Below are 18,654 nucleotides of genomic sequence, written 5' to 3'. Positions count from 1 at the left end.
TGTCGTAGCGGTGAGCGCACGCGCGGGCATTGTCGTCACCGGTACCGAGGTTTTGACCGGCCGGGTGGCCGACCGCAATGGACCGTGGCTCGCGGATCGCCTGCTTGAGTTGGGCGTCGAGCTGGCCCACATCACCATCTGCGGCGACCGGGCGTCCGACATCGAAGCGCAGCTGCGCTTCCTGGCCGACGAGGGCGTGGACCTCATCGTGACCAGCGGCGGACTCGGACCGACCGCCGACGACATGACCGTCGCCGTCGTCGCGCAGTTCTGCGGCTGCGAACTCGCGCTGGACACCGAGTTGGAGAACAAGATCGCCGAGATCTTGAAAAGGCTGATGGCGCGCGTCGGCTCCGATTTCGAGGCCGTGCGCGCGGCCAACCGCAAGCAGGCCATGGTCCCGGTCGGGGCCGTGGTGATGGACCCGGTCGGTACCGCTCCCGGGGTGGTCGTTCCCGGTAAGCCGACCGTCGTGGTCCTGCCGGGTCCGCCGCGCGAACTGCAGCCGATGTGGAACACCGCGGTGCAGACAGCTGCCGTCCAGCACGCCATCGCGGGCCGAACCGTCTACCGCCAGGACACCATCAGGATGTTCGGGCTGCCGGAATCCGGTCTGGCCGAGACCCTGCGCGAGGCCGAACACGACGTGCCCGAATTCGCCGCGTTGGAGATCACCACCTGTCTGCGCCGCGGTGAGATCGAAATGGTCACCCGCTACGAACCTGACGCCGCAGATACCTACCAGCGGCTGAGCGAATACCTCCGGGACCGGCACTGGCAACAGATCTTCTCCGAAGACGGCGCCACGGTGGACGACCAGATCGCGCAGCTGTTGACCGGGCGCCGGATCGCGACGGCTGAGTCATGCACCGGCGGGTTGCTCGCCGCGCGGCTCACCGAACGGCCCGGCTCGTCGGCCTACCTCGCCGGCGGGCTGGTGACCTACGCCAACGCCGCGAAAACCGAATTGCTCGGCGTCGATCCGGCGCTGATCGACGAGCATGGCGCCGTGTCGGAACCCGTCGCCGAAGCGATGGCCGCCGGCGCGCTGCACCGCTTCGGCGCCGACACCGCCGTGGCGATCACCGGGATCGCCGGCCCCGACGGCGGAACCGAAGACAAACCGGTCGGGACAGTGTGTTTCACCGTGGCCCTGGCCGATGGCGGGTCCTCGACCCGCACGCTTCAACTTCCCGGCGGTCGCAACGACATCCGGGAGCGATCGACGACGGTGGCGATGCATCTGCTGCGTCAAGCGCTCGAATCTCTGCCGCCGGTCGCGCTGCCCTGACTACTACCGAAACGAATTCCGGTGGCGTCCTTGCCGATCGCCGTCAACACCGCGACTGCGATCAACACCGGACCGATCGTGGCGGCCAACGCAAAAGGATAGCCGTGAGTCTCGGCCAGGCTTTCCTGGATCGGCAGGTTGAACGCCGCCAGGACATTGCCCAATTGGTAGGTGACTCCGGGATAGAAGCCGCGTATCGCGTCCGGCGACAACTCCGTCAGGTGCGCCGGGATGACGCCCCATGCACCCTGCACCGCGAACTGCATCAAAAACGAGCCCAGACACAGCATCGCAGCAGAATGCGAGTAGGCGAACAACGGCACGATCGGCAAACCCAACGCCGCACAAAACACCACGGTGTAACGGCGGCTGTACCGCTGCGACAGCGATCCGAAGATCAGCCCGCCCGCGATGGCGCCGACGTTGTAGATGACCACAATCCATCTGGCACTGGCGTGGGGGAGTGCGGCACCGCCATCGTGGGTGGCGGACAGGAATGTCGGATACACGTCCTGGGTGCCGTGACTCATCCAGTTAAATGCCGCCATCAGCAGCACCAGATAGATGAACCTCCGGATAACCGCGGCGTCGCGCAGAACATCGCGGATCCTGCTGCGCGTCAACTTCATTCGACGACGCTCGGCTTCCCAGACTTCGGACTCCTGCACGCGGTAGCGGATGATCAGACTGATCATCGCCGGGATGATGCTCATCCCGAACAGCCAGCGCCAGGACAGCCCGAGTTGATCGATCACCAGCAGGGACGCCACCGTGGCGAGCAGATAGCCGAACGCATACCCCTCTTGCAGCAGTCCAGAGAAGAATCCCCGCCGGTGCACGGGAACCTTCTCCATCGCCAGAGCGGCACCGAGTCCCCATTCACCGCCCATGCCAATGCCGTACAGCAGTCGCAGGATCACCAGCACGGTGAAATTGGGCGCGAACGCGCACAAAAATCCGGCGATCGAATAAAACACCACGTCCACCATCAGCGGCAGGCGGCGGCCGACCCGATCGGCCCACAGCCCGAACAGCAACGCACCCACCGGGCGCATGAGCAACGTGGCCGTCGTCAGGAATGCGACTTCAGCGTTGGTGCGGTGAAACGTCTTCGCGATGTCGGCGTAGACCAAGACCACCAGAAAGTAGTCGAAGGCGTCCATCGTCCAGCCCAACATCGCGGCGATGAAGGAGTTGCGCTGATCTTTGGTCAGCGGTGGGTTCGCGGGCATTCGCACCATGTATCACACGGCGTGCGACGGTGTGGCGGGCCCACCAGGATCGGCCCCCCGATACCGGGCCGATCGAGGATGGGCAACCGGCCGCCGTTTTTGGCCCGCAATATTGTTGGCGAGTCGCCGCCGTTACCCATACGCTCTTGCTGGCAGCTGTCGAGGCGGACGTTGGTGACAGCCGGTCAGGACCTGAGCTGAACACACCAAAGAGTTGAGGAATCATGGGCGAATTCGATCAGCATGAAGGTGAAGCGCAAACCATTGTGAGTCTCGCCGAAGCGGCAATGCACATGTATCGGGCCGCTATTGATTCGCTGCCATTTCCTGAAGACAAGAAATTCCAGAAGCGCGCCGAAGTGGTCTTGACAGGTATGCGGAAACTTCGCGCCGCGCTGACGGCGGCCGCCAGCCACAGTCGGCCCACTCCCACGGTGATGATGGCTCTCAGCGATGTCCGGCGGCGCTACGACGACCTGATGGAGCGAGCCGCCGACGCCCCCGGATCGACTCTGGGGCAACAGCTTTACAACGCCCGCACCCACGCCAAGCTCTCAGCGCACGAAGCGGCCAACGGGTTCGGACTTCGGCGTGAGCTGCCCGATGAGCTCGAAGAGGGCGGCACACCCACCGCGCAGGAGGCGCCACTGGTCGAGCAGTTGATCGCTGCCATCCGGATGGTGGCCGGGCTCGATGACGGCCACAACGAGCCGTCGCCGACGGTCGACGAGCAGGGCATCGCGCGGAATGAATCGCTAGCCCTCAACGGCGCCGCCGACGAGGCGCACGCTCACTAACGATGCGCGTCAGCGGATGGGCAGGCCGGTGATCGCCCGGCCGATGACCAATCGCTGAATTTCGCTGGTGCCCTCAAAGATGGTGAAGATCTTGGCATCTCGGTGCATCCGCTCGACCGGGTAGTCGCGGGTGTAGCCGTTGCCACCGAGGATCTGAATTGCCTCGTCGGTGACGTACACCGCGGTCTCGCTGGCGTACAGCTTCGCCATCGACCCCTCCGCTGAGGTGAACGGTTTGTTGTTGCGCTGCATCCAGCTGGCCCGCCAGACGAGCATCCGAGACGCGTCGATTCGGCTCTTCATGTCGGCCAATTTGAATGCCACAGCCTGGAATTCGGCAATCTTGCGACCGAACTGCTCACGCTGACCGGAATATTCGAGGGCGTACTCGTAGGCGGCCCGCGCGATACCCAGCGCCATCGCCCCGACGGTGGGACGGGTTCGCTCGAACGTCATCATCGCGGCCTGGCTCGAGGTCTTATGGCCCTCTTTGATTCTGGCGATCCGGCTTTCGAACTTCTCGCGGCCGCCGAGGATCAGCTCGCCCGGCAGCCGGACATCGTCGAGCACGACTTCGGCGGTGTGCGACGCGCGAATGCCGTGCTTCTTGAACTTCTGGCCTTGCGAAAGTCCCTTTGTGCCCGGCGGGACGATAAACGTCGCCTGCCCCCGGGTGCCCAGTTCGGGTTCCACCGACGCCACCACGACGTGGACGTTGGCGATGCCACCGTTGGTTGCCCACGTCTTGGTTCCGTTGAGCACCCACTCGCCGGCTGCTTCGTCGTACTTCGCTCGCGTGCGCACAGCGCCGACATCTGACCCGGCGCCGGGTTCGGACGAGCAGAACGCGGCCAGCTGTGGATCGCCTGGGCTACCGAACATCTGCGGCAACCACTCTCCGATTTGCTGGGGTGTGCCGTTGGCGGCCAGGGCTGCTGCGGCCAGCCCGGTGGCCATGATGGACAACGCGATGCCCGCGTCGCCCCAGAACATCTCCTCGAAGACAGTCGGCATTCCGAGCCCGCTGGCCTCGCCCGCCATCTGCGCGAACAGGTCCGGGGTGTAGAGCCCAACCTTGGCCGCCTCTTGGATGATGGGCCACGGCGTCTCTTCCCGCTCGTCCCATTCCGCCGCTGCCGGCCGGATCACCGAGTCGGCGAACTCATGCACCCAGTCACGGACTTGCACGACCTCGTCGGACAGCTCCAGCGAAAAAGTCCCATCCGTCAACGTGCCTGCCATCAGGGCTCCTATCAGTGTGTGCCCGCGCGCGGGTGGCGTCCGTAAGGTTCGGCCGCTAGCGCATAGAGTAAACGCTTGTATACTGAAACAACAAACCGGCCGCTCAAACCTGGATCCCATGCATGCTGCCGGAGGATTTTGACCTGCGTCCGCAAAGGGGCCCGCATGCAACGGACCGACATCCGCGCCGTCGGCGATCTCGCGGGGGAGGCGACGACGGTACTGACCACCCTCGTGCGTGGTGTGCACGCCGGAATCGCCAGTCGTGTCTTCAACGCGATCGGGCCGGCGGCCATGCCGACCAGGACTATTCACGACGCGATCACCCGAACCGTCTACACCGGAGTCGACCGTGGGCTCCGTGGCGCCACTCGTGCGGCAGCCATGGTCGCGGCGGAGATCTGGGGCAACGAGATCGACGACGCTCTGGAATCCCGCGCCGATTCCCTCGGCGCGGCCATCGCCGCGGTGAACGGAATCTACGGCGACGAGTTGAGCGACCACGAGAATCCACTGGCCGGCGCGATGGTGGTGCGGCGCGACGGCGAATCGGTGGCGTTGACCACCGATGCGCTGACCGCGGCATACCCGGCGGCCACCGGGCGCATCGCGGTGTTTGTGCACGGCTGGTGCATGACCGAGCGGGCGTGGTCGCGGCAACCCCGCGAGACCGACGACACCCGTAGTTACGGGGATCGACTGAGCGACGATCTCGGCTACAGCCCAGTTCTGTTGCGCTACAACACCGGATTGCACATCTCGACCAACGGCCGAACCCTCGCCGACATCCTGGACCTGTTGACCGAACGGTGGCCGGTCCCCATCAGCGATATCGTGCTGGTGGGCCATTCGATGGGCGGACTGGTGGTGCGCAGCGCCTGCCACTACGGCACCGACCAGCAGCACGGCTGGATCGACACCGTCAGCCGGGTGGTGTGCCTGGGTTCGCCGCACCTGGGGGCGGACCTGGAAAAGGGCGTGCACATCGCGTCCTGGGCACTGTCCAAGCTGCCCGAAACACGGTCTTTTGCAGCATTTTTGAACTCCCGCAGCGACGGCGTGAAGGATCTGCGTTTCGGCAACTGCCTCGACGAAGACTGGCTCGACGCCGACCCGGACGAATTCCTTCGCGATCGGTGTCACGAGGCGCCGTTCCTGCCGCACGCGACCTACCACTTTGTATCGTCCACGGTGGCGCCACCGTTACTGGGGCTGGTGGCCGGCGATCACCTTGTGCGCCCAAAAAGCGCTGCAGGACTTGGCAGGTCGCGAAAGCTCCCGTTCCGGCCGGAGCTCGGGCTGAACCTCACCGGGCTGAATCACTTCGACTTGCTGAATCATCCACTGGTTTATGCGAAACTTCGCGACTGGCTTTCGCCCTCAGCAGCGCTCCCCGGCGGCGTCGGCGATGAAAGCGGCGGCATCGAGGGCTAACTCGGCCACCCGCACTGGCCGGCCGTGCCGCCGCGGAACCCTGCGTCGAGAGGTTTCTTCGAAGGCGTCGGCACCGCGACGACCGGCGGCGCATTCGAACGTCTGCATGCGTTGGAGTCGGTCGGGCAATTACTTCGGCGGCGCTGGAGCTGGAGCTGGCGCCGGCGAGGCTGGGGCGGGTGCCGGGGCAGCGCCGCCTCCGATCAGCGAATTGAGGATGCCCAGGCCCAGGCTGGCCTGCTCCGGCGATTTGCCCGGATCGGGAACCGCGGCGTCGTTCTTCTGCCATGTCTGGCAGCCGTCCGTCTTGAAGGTCTTGTCGGTCGGCTCGATCCGGACGATCTGCGGCCTCTTGCTCATCGCGTTGTCGAGTGGTTGCTTGGCATCGTCGCCGAGCCGCTTCCAGTAGCAGACGCCGTTACCGACCGGCCCTGCCGAGGTGTAAACACCGGGCACGATATCGGTTCCAACGTTGTACACACCGTCTTTATCAATGGTCGTCTTGGCCGGGGCTGGCGCCGGCCCGTGGCCGGGGGTCGGTCCCTGAGATGGCCCGGGCGGAGCAGGAAGCGGCGGCGCAGGGTCGGCGACGGCGACGCCGACCGACGCCCCCCAACCGAGAGCTGTCAGCGCCGCAGCGGCAGCGATAGTCGACTTGGACATCACAAATGCCAGCATACGGACTTGGCGAAATGCACGCCCGAGCACAACTGCACGACTAGGCAGTTTTGTTGAAAAGCGGCAGCAGAACCCGACGCCGGGCGGTGGTGGCATCGGCAAAGAACTGCAGTGCTTCATGCACCGTCGTCGCGGTCGGGAAGTCGATGTCGCCGTGGGTCACCAGCAGCGTGAGGCTCACGGCCTGGCTCGGGATGAGCGCCCATTCCAGGCCCGCGACGGCGCAAGCTTCGTCGACGGCGTACAGCAGCCGAACAGCTTGCGCACCGAAAGTGTCCAGACCGCTCAGATCGAGCACGAAGGCCTTGTCCGGCAAGTTGAAGCGCTGGGCGTATTTGATGACCTGATCCACGTTGCCCGCATCGACCGTACCGGTGATTGTCACCACGGTCGCCAAGTGCCGGCACTGGGCACGCACCAAGGCCCCGTGACAGTCGAAGGGAAGGTGAGCGTGCCGAGGTGCCAAGTAGGTGGCCGACTCAATCGGGTTGTTCATGTGACGCTTCCCCCATTCCCAAACACTGCTACTGCAAAATCAGGATCAACGACGAACCCGATCTGTTTGAGACGCTAATTGCCTACTCTAAGGTCACCTGTTCCAGCCTTTAATACTTCGCTAAGAAACACTTTGACGCGCTGGCAACTGCGTTGGGCCTTGGCTCACCCGCAGCCCCGGCCATCCCAGAAAGTCACGGTCGTTGCCGTCAAACCTGCGCTGAATGCAGGCGATGACGCGCACCGGCACATCGGCGCGCCACCGGACACGTCGCTTGCCGGGCCAAGCCCCGCGTCGCGCACTGATACCCTGCCAACGCCGTCATTTGTGGCGATGCGCCGCAGCGGATGAGCACCGACGGCCTCACGGAAAGAATGTTGTGCGCAGCGGAGAGATCAAGGCCCTCACAGGACTTCGGATCGTCGCCGCTGTGTGGGTGGTGCTGTTTCATTTCCGTCCGCTGTTACGCGATGCGGTACCGGGATTTCTCGACGCGCTGACACCCGTCCTCAACTGCGGAGCCCAGGGTGTGGATCTGTTCTTCATTCTCAGCGGGTTCGTGTTGACGTGGACCTACCTCGACCGGATGGGCGGATCCTGGTCGACCCGGGCCACCCTGCATTTCCTGTGGCTGCGGCTGGCCAGAGTCTGGCCGGTGTATCTGGTCACCCTGCACCTGGCCGCGCTGTGGGTCATCTTCACGCTGCATGTCGGCCACATACCGTCGCAGGAGATTTACCGCTTCACCGCGATCAGCTACGTGCGCCAGGTCTTGCTGGCGCAGCTGTGGTTCCAGCCGTTCTTTGACGACTCGAGCTGGGACGGCCCGGCATGGTCGATCAGCGCGGAGTGGTTGGCCTACCTGTTGTTCGGCCTGCTGGTGCTGGTGATCTTCCGGATGGCCCGAGCGACCCGGGCGCGCAACCTGGTCTGGCTGGCTGTCGCCGCGTCACTGCCCCCGGTGATGTCGCTGCTGGTGACCGGCCAGTTCTACACGCCATGGAGTTGGTTGCCGCGTATCGTCATGCAGTTCACCGCCGGGGCACTGGTGGCCGCCGCGGTCAGCCGGTTGCAGCTCACCGATCGGAACCGTCGGGTGGCCGGCGTGGCAGCGGGATTGCTGATCGCCGGCGTGGTGGGGTTCCTGTACTTCTCCGATGCGCACCCGCTGCATGGCGTCTCCGACACCGGCGGTCTGGTCGACATTTTGTTCGTGCCGCTGGTCCTGACCCTGGCGATCGGCACAGGCGGCTTGCCGGCGCTGCTGGCCACTCGACCGTTTGTCTACGGCGGGCAGATCTCGTTCTGCCTCTACATGGTCCACGAATTGGTGCACACGTCCTGGATTTGGACGGCGCAGCAGTTCGAGCTGACGATGTTGGGCAACGACGGAAAGCTGCTGCTGGCCGCGGTATTGGCGGTGACCTTCGGCAGCGCGGCCGTGCTCTACCACGTGGTTGAAGACCCGGCGCGGCTCTGGATGCGCAGAATGGTCGGTGACGGCCGACCCGTCGTCGACGCGGACTCTCCGGGGCAGGGCGCGGGCGGAATGTTGCAGTCGATCGACGGTGCCCACGAAGGACGGCCGAAGTCCGTTCCGGCGCGCGCGGGCTGAGCAGCGCGAATTGACGCGAGCAATACTGCGCCACAACGCTCATCGAGTACGATCCTGGTGGCGCGACGCCTTCGGTGTCCCGCGCCCGTCGACACAGTGGGGGATGCACCGGCGGTGACTGACCCGCGCACGGCGCCCAGCCGGACACACCGCGTCGACCGCCAAATTCGTCGTAGTGGTTTTTAGGATGCCGCTGATATGGGTAAGACAAGCGGCCGAGGTGGTGGACAGTGCGGGTAGCGGTGAGTCAAGTAGCTACGGTGGTGGTCGCCTCCGCGCTGGCAGCGGGACTGGTAACGAGCCGTCCCCTAGCGCCGGAGTCGTTTCGCAATGTCGCCCGCGGAACGCCGATCGATCACGTCGCGGTGATCGGTGACTCGTACACGACGGGTACCGACGAAGGCGGCAGGGGAGCCAACACCTGGACCAACCGCACGTGGCTGACGCTCGCACGCCAGGGCGTCCAGGTCGCGCCCGAGGTTGCCTCCGAGGGCCGGGCCGGTTACGTCGTCCGCGGCGACCACGGCAGCGTCTTTGAGGACCTGACGAATCGCGCGGTTCATCCCGACGATGCGCTGGTGGTGTTCTTCGGTTCGCGCAACGACCACGGCGTCGACCCGATGCAGATGACGGCCATGGCGCACGACACGCTGGATCTGGCCCACCGGATCGCACCGGCGGCGAAGTTGCTCGTGATCGGTCCGCCGTGGACTGACTCCGACCCGCCGCTGGACGTCCTCTACATCCGGGACATTCTCAGCGGTCAGGCCCATGATGCGGGAGCGACGTTCATCGATCCGATCAGCGAGGGCTGGTTCGTCGGTCGGCCCGAACTGATCGGCCCGGACGGCGTGCACCCCAACGACGCCGGGCATGCGTACATGGCGGATAAAATCGCTCCGCTCATCCACGCTCAGCTGTCCCGGCGAGGCTGATTCCGCGCCCAGGGCGCACCACGAATTCTTTGCAGGTTCGGCGGCGTCAACTCCTGAGTCCTAACGCGCCAACGGGATTAGGGTCGAAGCAACTCGACCACTAGGGGATCGTTGATGGGCAAGCTCAGGTTTGGGTATTTCATTGCACCGTTTCACCGCGCCGGGACCAACCCGACGCTTGCCATGCGGCGGGATCTCGAATTCGTCGAACACCTCGATGCGCTGGGTTTCGACGAAGCGTGGATCGGCGAGCATCACTCCGCGGGCAGCGAGATCATCGCCTCGCCCGAGATTTTCATCGCCGCCGCCGCCGAGCGGACCAGATGGATCAAGCTGTGCACCGGCGTCATTTCGCTGGCCTACCACAACCCGCTCTGGGTCGCCGACCGGTTGATGATGCTGGATCACCTCACCCACGGCCGGGTGATCGGCGGGGTCGGTCCAGGCTCGTTGCCCAGCGACTCGTCGATGATCGGTCTGACGCCGACCGACACCCGGGAGCTGCTGGACACCAACCTCGACATCGTGGTGCGCCTGCTGCGCGGCGAGACTGTTTCGGCGAAAACACCTACGCATGAACTACATAACGCCCGACTGCAGCTTGCCCCGTACTCCGATGGTGGGGTGCCGCTGGCGGTGGCCGCGGTCGCCTCGCCGACGGGCGCGCGACTGGCCGGCAAGCACGGCATCGGCTTGCTGTCCATCGGTGCGACGTTGACCGTCGACGGCTTCAACGCCCTGCAGTACCACTGGGACATCGTCGAGGAGCGCGCCTCGGTGTTCGGCACCGACGTCGACCGCACGAACTGGACCCTGGTCAGCCCGTTCCATGTGGCCGAGACCGAAAAGCAGGCCCGCGACGACGTGAGATTCGGTCTCGCGCCGTGGTTCAGGTACTTCCAGAAGGTCGCCGCGTTCCCTCAGATGACCATGCCCGGCGAGCAGGTCGACGAGATGATCGACGTGATCAACGGCAACGGTGCCGGCGTGATCGGAACCCCCGAGCAGGCCCGCGAACAGGTGCAACGGATGTGGGACCAGTCGGGCGGGTTCGGCTGCATGCTGCAGATGGGCCACGAGTGGGCGAATCCCGCGGCAACCAGACGGTCCGCCGAGCTGTTCGCTGCCGAAGTGATGCCGCATTTTCAGGGCCAGGCGCAGCCGACGCTGGACGCAGCCACGCGCGCCAGCGAGGTACGCGAGGGGCTCGCACAGTCGCAGAACGACGCCGTCGCGCACATGACCAAGAAGTATCAGGACGAAATCGCCTCGAAATAGCCGATTTTCGGTGTCGATCGACGGTGCTGCGCTCCTCAGCCCGCGATGCCGGTGGCAGCTGCAAAGGCGCGTAACTCGCGCTCGATGTCGGAGCCCGCCGGCTGGTAGGCAATTTCGGTGACTCCGACCGCAGCCAGCCCGCGCGCCCAGTCCGCCACCTGCTCGGCGGTTCCCGTGAGCGCCGCGGCGCTGGCCATTGGTACGAGTTCGGCCACGTATGGCTCGTCGCGCGGATTGGCTTGCACCAGGTGCCCCTCGTGGATCGCGAGATGGCGTTCATTGTCGGGGTGGCTCTCCACCGCCTCCCGCCAGCCCCGCCCGCCCGGCAGTCCGTCCACCGCGGCAGCGCCGCCTCGCTCGTACATCGCGTGATACATCACCACCGCCCCGGGGCCTGCAGCGTCGATCACCCGGGGCGAGGTCAGCTCTTCGCCTTCCTCGAGAACAGTCCCGAAGGACAGCAACGCCCGCCAGTCGGCCGCATTGACCGCCTCGGGTTGCGGCACGGCCGCCGAGAAGACGCCGTCGCCCAATTCGGCGGCCACCGCCAGTCCTTTGGGCCCGTCGGCGCCGATCAGGATCGGCACGTCGATCGGCCGCCCGGCCCCGTATCCGCTCGGGTGCATCATCCGAATCATCGCGCCGTCCCACTCGACGGTCTCGCCGGCCAGCAGCGACTTCAGGCACCGGACGTAGTCGGCGACCTGGCGCCACGGAAGCGGCCGCTTGCCCAACGAGAACCGCCCGGTGAAGCCCGACCCGACGGCCACCGCGACCCGCCCCGGTGCCTGATCGACCAGCTCGGCGATGGCGGCCGCATTGACCATCGGGTGCCGAAGACTGGGGACGAGCACCCCGGGACCCAGACCGATGCGCGACGTGCGCTCGGCACACCGGGTCAGGATCATCCAGACGTCGGGATACAAGGCAGGGGAGTCGTAGAGCCACGCTCGTCGGTAGCCGAGCGACTCGGCCAGCACAACATGCTCCGGAGTGTCCGACGAGGTGGCGAACGCGCAAGAAATGTCCATGGTCGGACCCTAACCGAGCCCGCCGATGGCACGGCGTCATCGATCAGCGCGTTGACTTGCCGGTCATCGTCATGGTTGAACCTTCGGCTGGTCGGTAGGGTTTCGCTGACGCATGCGACGACGAGGGGCCACAGATGGCGGGGACGGCAGAGCTGGTACCGGTACTGCCTGCGCATCGCTTCGACGAAGCTGCGTTGGCGGGCTACCTGCGGGGTCGGCTGCCCGGCTTCGACGGTCAACTGGAGATCCGGCAGTTTCAGGGTGGCCAGAGCAATCCCACGTTTTATCTGCACACCGCCGGTGGCGAATACGTGTTGCGCAAGAAGCCGCCCGGCAAGCTTCTGCCGCGGGCACACGAAGTCGAGCGGGAGCACCGGGTGATGGCCGCGCTAGCCGAAAGCGACGTTCCCGTTCCGCGGATGCGGCTGCTGTGCGACGACGAGTCAGTGCTCGGCACAACATTTTTCGTGATGGATCATGTCCCGGGCCGGATCTTTCCAGACCGGGTGATGCGCGAGGAGACGCCCGGGCACCGCGCCGCGGTCTACGAAGACCTTGCCAAGGTGCTCGCGGCGCTGCATCGGGTGGACTGGCGGGCAGTCGGACTCGAGGGATTCGGCCGGCCGGAGGGTTACATGCAGCGCCAGGTGGCGTTGTGGACTCGCCAATGGGAGGCCGCGCGCATGGAGGACATGCCGGCGATGGATGAGCTGGCGAGATGGCTGCCCACGCACCTACCGGCCGACGATGCGCCGCCCTGCATCGCCCATGGCGACTATCGACTGGGCAACGTTCTGCTGCACCCGACCGAGCCGCGGGTGGTGGCGGTGCTGGACTGGGAGCTCTCGACGATCGGTAACCCACTGGCCGATCTCGGGTACTTTTGCGTGACCTATCACGTGCCGGGTGGGCCCGATCGCAGAAGTGGCGTTCTGGGCGAAGACCTCACTGGCACAGGGCTTCCCGATCAGCAGTCGTTTCTCGACAGTTACCGTTCGCATGCGGGCCGGGAGTTACCCGACTCGCTCGAGGTGTTCGTTGTGTTCTCGATGTTCCGGCTGGCCTCGATCACCGCAGGGGTTTGGCGCCGCGGAGTCGAAGGCAACGCTGCCGATTCGCGGGCCGGCACCACTGAGTATCGCCAGCGCTACCGCGACATGGCTGAGACTGCCTGGGAATTGGCGCAAAAGATCACCGCGTGAGCCGATTTACTGGCTGGCGACATAGAACCCCAGCAGCAGGGTGAAAAGCCCGAGCACCCATCCGCCGGTGGTCACCTTGAGCCAGAGCGGTGCGCGACGCACCTCCATAAAATACTGAATCACCAAGTACGCCTTGATCGCAGCAATCAGCAGGACCACAAGGGTGACCGTCGGGTCGATTTCATGGGCGGCGCCGCCGTCCTGGGAGACGAACGACGACACCAGGGTGACCGCGGCGAGAATTGCCCATACGATCGTCAACGGACTGCGGATCAGCGACGTCACGGATTTACCTCATCAGGTACAGCAGCGCGAATAGGACCAGCCACAGGACATCGACCATGTGCCAGTAAGTGGCGCCGGTCTCGACAAACGAGATCCTGGGTATGACCGCTGTTTTGAGTTCACGAACCACGAAGCACATGATGACCAGGCCGAGCGCGACGTGGCACAGGTGCATGCCGGTCATCACAAAGTAGTACATGAAGAACAGGTTCTTTCCCGGCGTCAGACCCGCACCGATCTCGGGGATCCACTCGAACAGCTTCAGCAGTGGGAAGGCGGCGCCGAAGGCCAATGCAATGATCCACCCGCGCAGAGCATTTGCCGAATTGCCGGCGCGAGCCGCCGCCGTGCCGGAGGCGACGAACAGCGAACTCGTCAGCAGCAGCACGGTGTTGAGCGCACCGATATCGACGTTGAGCCGAGCCTGGCTCCGCAGGAAGAGATCCTGATGCTGACCGCGGAAATACGTGTAGCCGACGAAGTAGACAGCGAAGATCAGCAGGTCGCCGATGACGAAAAACCACATGCTCGATTCGCCGGGGACGTGGCCACGCGCGTGCGCGACCGACTCGTCGGCGACCTCGGTCATGCGAACTCGCTCTCGGGTTGGTTCTTGATCGCCCGGTAAATGCAGACGTAGACGATGAACTGCCACGAGACGTAGACCACCATGGCGAACCAGAAGGTCATCAGCCCGTTCCAGGCGAAAGGGCCCGACTTCGCGATCCAGACCGGGGCCGCCATCAGCTCGGTGAGGTATTGCCAAATGGTGTAGTAGCCCAACCACTTTGGCAGAATGTTGTTCTCGTCGAGAATGATCGCCAGACCAAACGCCATCCACATGACGCAGAAGCAGCCCAGTGATCCGATAAAGGCCAGGTAGCCAAAGTCATAGAGCATCGACAGGACAGCCGCGCGATAGCCGGGGCGAAACGCGCCCAGCCCGAAGCAGAACATCGGAAAGAGCATCCCGACGATCGCGCCGGTCATCGCGCCCACCATCATCGAGTAGCGAAACGCCGGACTGACCGACATCCGCTTGACCTGCATCAAATAGCACGCATTGGACACCGGCGCCAAACCGTAAGCCAGGGTGAGGATCACGCACGCGATCAGCAAATTGTGAGAGTGCATGAACTCGACGATGCGCGGGGTAGGGCTGCTGGGTGACCGCGGCGGCATCATCCAACTCAATGGCACGAACACCAGCCCAAAAAGGTTGAAGAAAAACGGCACACTCCAGAACGCGATCCACTGATCGAGCTTGCGATTTCGGCGCCACGACTTTTCCGGCCGAACGCCCCACCCTGGGACCGCGGCCGCGTGGGCACTCATGCCAACGCCACCTGTTCGTGCCCCTGGCGGTTGACGGCTCGCAACAGGGCCCAGAACATCACCACGATGTAGACGGCAAACGTGCTCAGCCGCAATGTGAAGGAGAGTGAACCGTTCCAGGCGAGCGGGCCTGCCTGGTAAAGAATGGCGAACGCGCTGGGGGCCAGCAAGGCGACCGTTGCCACGTTGAAGTGCGCCACCCATCGCGGGAAAACCGGATCTGCGCGATCATCGAGGTAGACACTCAACGCGAAACACAGGTTCTGCACCATGATGGTGCCCACCGGCGCGACGAAGAAGAACCACGCCATGTCGTTGAGCAGGCTGGTCAATTGCGGGTCACGGTCGGGCCGGAAAGCGGCCATGCCCCAGCAATAGTCGGCCAGGACGAATGCCGTGGTACCGACGCCGACGCAGATGACGTACGCGTAGGTCAAGACCGGGCTCGATGTGTTGCTCCGGGAGATCTGTACGGCGGTCACGGCGAACAGCGGCACCAGCGAGCATGCGATCAGGTTGCACAGCACCGACACACCCAGGATCCCGGTGACATTGCCCCGGAAAAACCCCGCGACTTGATCGGGTGTCAACGTCGGCGACAGCGGTGGAGAGAACACCGGGAACGCGAAGTAGGCCAGGACGAACAACGCCACCGCCGGCGGCGCCGTCCACAACAGGATGCGTTGACCTCGGGTATTCATCGCTGCCGCCCTGCCTCGCCGGATGGGAAAACGTGCGTCTGAAAGATCTAGCATGTTCACTGACAGATGACAACCAAATCGGACACCACGCTGCGGCGCCGTACCCCTTCGACATCGCCGAATCCGGCTGCAGGTGCAGATTTGGGCGATATCCGTCAGCGAATCGACCGCGTGCGGCAGACTAGTCCTGTGCCAGACACCGCCACGGGTCGCGACGCGCAGCGCCAGAAAACGCGAGCTCGCGTGCTCGATGCCGCGATCGTGGAGTTCCAGCGCGCGGGCGCGCACTCGGCGGATATCAACGCTATCGTCGAAGCCGCGGGGGTCGCCCGGAGCACCTTTTACTTTCACTTTCCGACCAGAGAACACGTTCTGCTCGAACTGATCCGCCGGGACGAGGACTATCTTGCCGCCGAACTCAGTCAGTTTCTCAACACCCGACGCGATCTGGCGGAAGTGTTGAACGAAATCATCAGACTCGTCGTGGCACTCGAAACGCGTTGGGGTGCGGCACTATTCCGTGACGTTATCAGCCTGTACTTCTCCCCGGCAGCACCCAAAGACGAGAATTGGACGAAGCACCCCACATTCCTGCTGCTGGCGGCCGAGATCGAGCGAGCACGCATCCGCGGTGAGCTCTACGACGACGTCGACCCCTACGACAGCGCCGCGTTCTTTCTGATCGGCGTGCATGGGCAACTGATCAGCGCGGGAGCGCCCGGGGCGTCGCGTGAGGAGGTGCTGAAGAGATTCCTCATCAGCACGCTGCGCAGCCTGCGGCGCTGAGCACTCGCACGACACCCGATGCTCGGGTCGCCGTGACGGCGCTCCTACACTGAGCGACCGTGGGCATTCTGTTTGGCTTCGCACCGTGGATCGGGTATTGGGTGTTGGTCGGCCATGCGCCGGTCCTGGTCGCGGCGGTGACCGCTTTCGCGCTCGCCATCGCCGGCCTGACCGCCGGATATTTCACCAGGACAGCTACCCGCTCACTCGAAATCGGCTCCGGTGCAACATTTCTGATCGTCACCGCGCTGACTTTGTCGGCCGGCCAGTCGGTGGCGCTGCGGTGGGGTCTACCGCTCAGCTTCGCCGGGGCACTGCTGACGGTGGTGTCTGGCCGACACTTCGGCCGGTCGTTCCCGCACGAGTACGCGGCGGCGAATCAGCCGCCGGCGGTGGCCAACAGCGAGGTCTTCGGCCAGATCACCAACCGGCTGACCATGATCTGGGTCGTGGTGTTCGCCGGTATGACAGTGTCATCGGCGATTCCAGCGATCCTCGACGCCCACGGGCCCGCGTGCTACCTCGGCTCTCGAGTCGTGCCATTCGCCCTGCTCGGCCTTGGCGCACTGGCCACCCGGGTGCTGCCGGACTGGATGACCGCCGCGGCCGGCGACATCGAACGCAGAACCACGTTCGTCGCCTACCACGAGGCCACTATCGACGAGTTGTATTACCTGGCGCAAGAACACGCCAACCGAGAGGTCGGCGCCGGCGAAGAGGCGTACGCCGTCAAGGTCGGCAGCAAGGGCACCGCACTGGTCGGCGACGACACTCGCCATTCGTGGCCGTCGACGTACAAAGTGCGTCCGGCACGACGCTGAACCCGCGTAGGTCAGAAAACGCGGACCCAGTCCACCAGCATCTCGGCCGGGTAGCTGCCCGTGGCGGGATCGCCACCACCCGAACCGCCGACGGCGAGATTCAGCACCGGGAAAAAATTGTAGTCCGGGTCGTTGAACGGCCACTTACGGATCGGGTCGTTGAGGTCTTCGATGCCGGTGGAGGGAACGCTGAAGTAGGGCTCCTTGCCGTCGGCGTAGTCCTCCCAGAAGTAAAAGCCGCTTTGATTCCACGTCACGCGCCAGGTGTGCCAGCCGCCGTCGACCGCGATCGGGTGGGTCTCGAACGCCGTGCCGAACGGGTCGGCGTGCACGGTGGTTCCAGCGGGCCATTCACCGTTGCCGTACCACTCGAGCACATCGACTTCGCCCTCGCGACCGGGGAAGTCGTTGGACAGCCACCAGGCGGGCCACGCGCCGGCGGTGAGGCAATCGAGTTTGATCCGGGCTTCCCACGTGGTGTCGATGCCGCCGCGCCAATTTCCGCTGACCAGGCCACCGAAGTATTTATTGCCGTCTTTGGTGGCTCGCAGAACGAGGTTGGAATTGCCGTCGAGGAACACGTTTTCCCGGCTATTGCGGTACTGACCCCAGAATTCGGGCCGATCGAAACCTTTCGGATTCTTGATCGGCGTGCGACGAGACGACACCGCCCACTTCGACGGGTCCGGTGCCGAGCCGGCCGGGCCGTCGAACTCGTCGTGGAACAAGAAGCCGCCGGTCTGCGCTCCGGGCGGTGGTGCCAGCGGCGCGGGCGCGGGTTGCGAAGGGTAGGCGTGGGATTTCGGGGTGGGGATCGTGGCGGCAAGCGCGCCGATCCCGAACGTCAGCATGACGTTGCGTCGATTCATCTCTGGCACAGTCACACCATATAAAGAGAAACGGGCTGTCTTCCAGTCCCGTTCGCTTCGACACCAAGCCCGCCCCGGCCCACGGCCAGCGCGCGCAACTTGGCAGACTGTGTCCCATGGCACAGATAACTTTGCGCGGAAACCCCTTCAGCACCGTCGGCGAGCTGCCGTCCGTCGGTACCAAGGCCCCTGCGTTCAACTTGACCGGATCGGATTTGGGGGCGGTGAACAGTCAGCAGTTTGCGGGCAAAGCCGTGTTGCTGAACATCTTTCCTTCCGTGGACACTCCGGTCTGCGCGACCAGCGTGCGCACCTTCAACGAGCGTGCCGCCGCGGGCGGCCTCTCCGTGGTCAACGTGTCCAACGACCTGCCGTTCGCGCATGCCCGCTTCTGTGGCGCGGAGGGCATCGAGAACGTGCAGAGCGCCTCGGCGTTCCGCGACAGCTTCGGCCGGGACTACGGCGTCACCATCGCCGACGGCCCTTTCGCCGGCCTCCTTGCCAGGGCTGTTGTGGTGATCGGGGCCGACGGCAACGTCGCCTACGAGGAACTCGTGCCGGAGATCGCGCAAGAGCCGAACTACGACGCAGCGCTGGCCGCATTCGGCGCAACGTCCTGACCGTTG

Annotated in this window: 20 protein-coding genes; 10 read left to right on the top strand and 10 right to left on the bottom strand. The window is 64.7% G+C overall.

Translation table 11 applies throughout. The annotated features are described in order from the left end of the window. The first annotated feature begins 10 nt into the window (after nucleotides 1–10). Nucleotides 11–1,291, top strand: a complete 1,281-nt coding sequence (locus tag AC2VOG_RS11320) for a competence/damage-inducible protein A (RefSeq protein ID WP_486939989.1) — start codon at nucleotides 11–13, stop codon at nucleotides 1,289–1,291. On the opposite strand, the gene AC2VOG_RS11315 is transcribed toward AC2VOG_RS11320, so the two are convergent. Then, nucleotides 1,252–2,523: an MFS transporter gene (locus AC2VOG_RS11315; protein WP_486939988.1), complete on the bottom strand. Its 1,272-nt coding sequence runs from the start codon at nucleotides 2,521–2,523 to the stop codon at nucleotides 1,252–1,254. The two genes, AC2VOG_RS11320 and AC2VOG_RS11315, sit on opposite strands and share 40 nt — an antisense overlap. A 224-nt stretch (nucleotides 2,524–2,747) precedes the next feature. Between AC2VOG_RS11315 and AC2VOG_RS11310 the strand changes: the two genes are divergently transcribed. After that, complete coding sequence (locus tag AC2VOG_RS11310) at nucleotides 2,748–3,320, top strand: XRE family transcriptional regulator (protein WP_486939987.1); 573 nt, start codon at nucleotides 2,748–2,750, stop codon at nucleotides 3,318–3,320. Nucleotides 3,321–3,329: 9 nt separating this feature from the next. Here AC2VOG_RS11310 and AC2VOG_RS11305 read toward each other — a convergent pair whose 3' ends face one another. Continuing rightward, nucleotides 3,330–4,562, bottom strand: coding sequence for an acyl-CoA dehydrogenase family protein (locus AC2VOG_RS11305; RefSeq protein ID WP_486939986.1), 1,233 nt, complete (start codon nucleotides 4,560–4,562; stop codon nucleotides 3,330–3,332). Nucleotides 4,563–4,727: 165 nt separating this feature from the next. Between AC2VOG_RS11305 and AC2VOG_RS11300 the strand changes: the two genes are divergently transcribed. Beyond that, a complete protein-coding gene (locus AC2VOG_RS11300; protein ID WP_486939985.1) occupies nucleotides 4,728–5,996 on the top strand; it encodes an esterase/lipase family protein in 1,269 nt (422 codons plus the stop codon). Between the two features lie 129 nt (nucleotides 5,997–6,125). Here the strand turns inward: AC2VOG_RS11300 and AC2VOG_RS11295 are convergent, their stop codons facing one another. Beyond that, nucleotides 6,126–6,659 (bottom strand): Rv1352/Rv1906c domain-containing protein, encoded by a 534-nt coding sequence (locus AC2VOG_RS11295; protein ID WP_486939984.1) that lies wholly within the window; start codon nucleotides 6,657–6,659, stop codon nucleotides 6,126–6,128. A 55-nt stretch (nucleotides 6,660–6,714) separates the two neighbouring features. Further along, on the bottom strand, nucleotides 6,715–7,170 hold the full coding sequence (locus AC2VOG_RS11290) for an STAS domain-containing protein (RefSeq protein WP_486939983.1): 456 nt from the start codon (nucleotides 7,168–7,170) through the stop codon (nucleotides 6,715–6,717). A 379-nt stretch (nucleotides 7,171–7,549) separates the two neighbouring features. On the opposite strand from AC2VOG_RS11290, the gene AC2VOG_RS11285 reads away from it, so the two are divergent. The 3 genes from AC2VOG_RS11285 (at nucleotide 7,550) to AC2VOG_RS11275 (ending at nucleotide 10,998) form a co-directional block, all read left to right on the top strand. Then, nucleotides 7,550–8,785 carry an acyltransferase family protein gene (locus AC2VOG_RS11285; protein WP_486939982.1) on the top strand — a complete coding sequence of 412 codons (1,236 nt, stop codon included), beginning with the start codon at nucleotides 7,550–7,552 and terminating at the stop codon, nucleotides 8,783–8,785. 242 nt (nucleotides 8,786–9,027) lie between these two features. Next, on the top strand, nucleotides 9,028–9,720 hold the full coding sequence (locus AC2VOG_RS11280; RefSeq protein ID WP_486939981.1) for an Rv0518 family GDSL lipase: 693 nt from the start codon (nucleotides 9,028–9,030) through the stop codon (nucleotides 9,718–9,720). 114 nt (nucleotides 9,721–9,834) lie between these two features. Further along, complete coding sequence (locus AC2VOG_RS11275; protein WP_486939980.1) at nucleotides 9,835–10,998, top strand: LLM class flavin-dependent oxidoreductase; 1,164 nt, start codon at nucleotides 9,835–9,837, stop codon at nucleotides 10,996–10,998. A 35-nt stretch (nucleotides 10,999–11,033) separates the two neighbouring features. Here AC2VOG_RS11275 and AC2VOG_RS11270 read toward each other — a convergent pair whose 3' ends face one another. Beyond that, on the bottom strand, nucleotides 11,034–12,029 hold the full coding sequence (locus tag AC2VOG_RS11270) for an LLM class flavin-dependent oxidoreductase (RefSeq protein ID WP_486939979.1): 996 nt from the start codon (nucleotides 12,027–12,029) through the stop codon (nucleotides 11,034–11,036). Nucleotides 12,030–12,163: 134 nt separating this feature from the next. Here AC2VOG_RS11270 and AC2VOG_RS11265 point away from each other — a divergent pair, with 134 nt between their 5' ends. Beyond that, on the top strand, nucleotides 12,164–13,231 hold the full coding sequence (locus tag AC2VOG_RS11265; RefSeq protein ID WP_486939978.1) for a phosphotransferase: 1,068 nt from the start codon (nucleotides 12,164–12,166) through the stop codon (nucleotides 13,229–13,231). Between the two features lie 6 nt (nucleotides 13,232–13,237). Here the strand turns inward: AC2VOG_RS11265 and AC2VOG_RS11260 are convergent, their stop codons facing one another. The 4 genes from AC2VOG_RS11260 to AC2VOG_RS11245 are packed head-to-tail and all read right to left on the bottom strand — an operon-like array spanning nucleotide 13,238 to nucleotide 15,552. Next, the gene (locus AC2VOG_RS11260; protein ID WP_486939977.1) at nucleotides 13,238–13,516 is read right to left on the bottom strand and encodes a cytochrome C oxidase subunit IV family protein; all 279 of its coding nucleotides are present in this window, start codon (nucleotides 13,514–13,516) and stop codon (nucleotides 13,238–13,240) included. Between the two features lie 4 nt (nucleotides 13,517–13,520). Then, entirely contained in the window at nucleotides 13,521–14,105 is a 585-nt protein-coding gene (locus AC2VOG_RS11255; protein WP_486939976.1) for a cytochrome c oxidase subunit 3, read from the bottom strand. After that, a complete protein-coding gene (locus AC2VOG_RS11250; RefSeq protein ID WP_486939975.1) occupies nucleotides 14,102–14,851 on the bottom strand; it encodes a hypothetical protein in 750 nt (249 codons plus the stop codon). Before AC2VOG_RS11250 ends, AC2VOG_RS11255 begins: the two co-directional genes overlap by 4 nt. Continuing rightward, nucleotides 14,848–15,552 (bottom strand): hypothetical protein, encoded by a 705-nt coding sequence (locus AC2VOG_RS11245; protein ID WP_486939974.1) that lies wholly within the window; start codon nucleotides 15,550–15,552, stop codon nucleotides 14,848–14,850. The genes AC2VOG_RS11250 and AC2VOG_RS11245 overlap by 4 nt, the downstream gene beginning before the upstream one ends. A gap of 243 nt (nucleotides 15,553–15,795) precedes the next feature. On the opposite strand from AC2VOG_RS11245, the gene AC2VOG_RS11240 reads away from it, so the two are divergent. Beyond that, nucleotides 15,796–16,338, top strand: a complete 543-nt coding sequence (locus AC2VOG_RS11240; RefSeq protein ID WP_486939973.1) for a TetR/AcrR family transcriptional regulator — start codon at nucleotides 15,796–15,798, stop codon at nucleotides 16,336–16,338. Nucleotides 16,339–16,397: 59 nt separating this feature from the next. Next, the gene (locus tag AC2VOG_RS11235) at nucleotides 16,398–17,159 is read left to right on the top strand and encodes a hypothetical protein (protein ID WP_486939972.1); all 762 of its coding nucleotides are present in this window, start codon (nucleotides 16,398–16,400) and stop codon (nucleotides 17,157–17,159) included. A gap of 11 nt (nucleotides 17,160–17,170) precedes the next feature. On the opposite strand, the gene AC2VOG_RS11230 is transcribed toward AC2VOG_RS11235, so the two are convergent. Continuing rightward, on the bottom strand, nucleotides 17,171–18,028 hold the full coding sequence (locus tag AC2VOG_RS11230) for a glycoside hydrolase family 16 protein (protein ID WP_486940020.1): 858 nt from the start codon (nucleotides 18,026–18,028) through the stop codon (nucleotides 17,171–17,173). A gap of 116 nt (nucleotides 18,029–18,144) precedes the next feature. Here AC2VOG_RS11230 and tpx point away from each other — a divergent pair, with 116 nt between their 5' ends. Further along, nucleotides 18,145–18,648: a thiol peroxidase gene (tpx, locus tag AC2VOG_RS11225; RefSeq protein ID WP_486939971.1), complete on the top strand. Its 504-nt coding sequence runs from the start codon at nucleotides 18,145–18,147 to the stop codon at nucleotides 18,646–18,648. The last annotated feature ends 6 nt before the right edge of the window (nucleotides 18,649–18,654 follow it).

This window comes from Mycobacterium sp. TH-M11, assembly GCF_057473725.1.
Note: the sequence above shows the minus strand (reverse complement) of the source record. Positions and strands in the feature narration are given on the sequence as shown.

Excerpts from the sequence above, each read along its gene's own strand:
- AC2VOG_RS11250 (WP_486939975.1), bottom strand. The coding sequence starts at position 14,851 with ATGAGTGCCCACGCGGCCGCGGTCCCAGGGTGGGGCGTTCGGCCGGAA.
- AC2VOG_RS11275 (WP_486939980.1), top strand. The coding sequence starts at position 9,835 with ATGGGCAAGCTCAGGTTTGGGTATTTCATTGCACCGTTTCACCGCGCC.
- AC2VOG_RS11310 (WP_486939987.1), top strand. The coding sequence starts at position 2,748 with ATGGGCGAATTCGATCAGCATGAAGGTGAAGCGCAAACCATTGTGAGT.
- AC2VOG_RS11230 (WP_486940020.1), bottom strand. The coding sequence starts at position 18,028 with ATGAATCGACGCAACGTCATGCTGACGTTCGGGATCGGCGCGCTTGCC.
- AC2VOG_RS11270 (WP_486939979.1), bottom strand. The coding sequence starts at position 12,029 with ATGGACATTTCTTGCGCGTTCGCCACCTCGTCGGACACTCCGGAGCAT.
- AC2VOG_RS11290 (WP_486939983.1), bottom strand. The coding sequence starts at position 7,170 with ATGAACAACCCGATTGAGTCGGCCACCTACTTGGCACCTCGGCACGCT.
- AC2VOG_RS11265 (WP_486939978.1), top strand. The coding sequence starts at position 12,164 with ATGGCGGGGACGGCAGAGCTGGTACCGGTACTGCCTGCGCATCGCTTC.
- AC2VOG_RS11245 (WP_486939974.1), bottom strand. The coding sequence starts at position 15,552 with ATGAATACCCGAGGTCAACGCATCCTGTTGTGGACGGCGCCGCCGGCG.
- tpx (WP_486939971.1), top strand. The coding sequence starts at position 18,145 with ATGGCACAGATAACTTTGCGCGGAAACCCCTTCAGCACCGTCGGCGAG.
- AC2VOG_RS11255 (WP_486939976.1), bottom strand. The coding sequence starts at position 14,105 with ATGACCGAGGTCGCCGACGAGTCGGTCGCGCACGCGCGTGGCCACGTC.
- AC2VOG_RS11305 (WP_486939986.1), bottom strand. The coding sequence starts at position 4,562 with ATGGCAGGCACGTTGACGGATGGGACTTTTTCGCTGGAGCTGTCCGAC.
- AC2VOG_RS11300 (WP_486939985.1), top strand. The coding sequence starts at position 4,728 with ATGCAACGGACCGACATCCGCGCCGTCGGCGATCTCGCGGGGGAGGCG.
- AC2VOG_RS11295 (WP_486939984.1), bottom strand. The coding sequence starts at position 6,659 with ATGTCCAAGTCGACTATCGCTGCCGCTGCGGCGCTGACAGCTCTCGGT.
- AC2VOG_RS11315 (WP_486939988.1), bottom strand. The coding sequence starts at position 2,523 with ATGCCCGCGAACCCACCGCTGACCAAAGATCAGCGCAACTCCTTCATC.